The sequence below is a fragment of the Streptomyces sp. NPDC002130 genome, from assembly GCF_040296465.1.
Classification (GTDB): domain Bacteria; phylum Actinomycetota; class Actinomycetes; order Streptomycetales; family Streptomycetaceae; genus Streptomyces.
Window position 1 is genome coordinate 1 of the sequence record NZ_JBEOXI010001301.1, and the last position, 1,016, is coordinate 1,016.

Sequence of the window (1,016 nt, forward strand, 5' to 3'; positions counted from 1 at the left end):
GGCCGGCTGAAGCTGATCCACGCCAACGACTCCAAGGACGTCGTGGGCGCGCACAAGGACCGGCACGAGAACATCGGCGTCGGCCACATCGGCGACCGAACTCGACGGTGACGTCGTCCGTCCAAGCGGTGCCGAACAGCGCGCGGTCGTATCCGGTCTTGGGTGCGCGTCCCTTGATCGGGATCTGCGCCAGTAGTTCAGCTGCAGCGGAAGACGGCGTCGAGGCTTCGGCCACCGCCGTCGTCGTGACACCGGATCCGATTCCTGAACCGAGAGAAGATGTTTCGGGCGCGTCGGCGTTGGAGTTCGCGCAACCTCCCAGCACGATCACGGCAGCAATGCCGATGGTGACGCCGGTGATGCCGCGCCTGTGATGTGCCGTGCGTGCCATGTGTGAGAGTCCATTTCTGCGAGAGATGAACTACAAGTATGTCATTCACGACATTTCGGGCCGAACCGGCACTGTCTGTCAGTCTGGTCGAAGGAGCCACCGCGTCACCGGGACCGAGAGGAGAACCCGCGGGCCGTCGGGAGTCTCGTCCGCGGCATCCCAGCCGGCGTACTTCTCGCCGAAAAGTCTCAGGAGATCGCCGAACTCGCCGACGTCGTGATGAATTGTCCCGAGTCCCTGTGCGACCCACGGATCGCCGGCGGATCCGTCGACGGCCAACGAGACCCGAGGATCGTCCCGCAGGTTCCGAACCTTCCGATTCTGCTCTGCGCTCGGTATCCAGAATGTGTTCCGACGCAGTAAGAACCACACCGGAGTCGTGTGCGGCGAGCCGTCATTTCGGAGGGTGGTCAACCACACGCAAGGTGTATCCGCGATAGTCACGGTCCCAGTATCGGTGTCGGTGCGCCGTTCACCAATCGACGGTTCTGAACGGACAAGGCCCGGTCCTCGCCGTTGGGTGAGGACCGGGCCTTCTCGGGTGGAGTGGACGCGTCAGATCTCGATCTTGGGGGTCTGCTCGCCCAGCTTGTGGCGGGCCAGCGCCTGGTTCGCACGCGCTCGG

2 protein-coding genes and 1 pseudogene are annotated in these 1,016 nt (G+C 64.0%); 2 read left to right on the plus strand and 1 reads right to left on the minus strand.

The features are described 5' to 3' along the window. Both ABT116_RS50455 and ABT116_RS50460 read left to right on the plus strand, forming a co-directional pair. Nucleotides 1-93 (plus strand): annotated as a pseudogene (locus tag ABT116_RS50455) (deoxyribonuclease IV); the annotation flags it as partial. Nucleotides 94-107: 14 nt separating this feature from the next. Then, on the plus strand, nucleotides 108-374 hold the full coding sequence (locus tag ABT116_RS50460; protein WP_351648605.1) for a hypothetical protein: 267 nt from the start codon (nucleotides 108-110) through the stop codon (nucleotides 372-374). A gap of 95 nt (nucleotides 375-469) precedes the next feature. Here ABT116_RS50460 and ABT116_RS50465 read toward each other — a convergent pair whose 3' ends face one another. Next, nucleotides 470-835 carry a pyridoxamine 5'-phosphate oxidase family protein gene (locus ABT116_RS50465; RefSeq protein ID WP_296555903.1) on the minus strand — a complete coding sequence of 122 codons (366 nt, stop codon included), beginning with the start codon at nucleotides 833-835 and terminating at the stop codon, nucleotides 470-472. Nucleotides 836-1,016 lie beyond the last annotated feature (181 nt).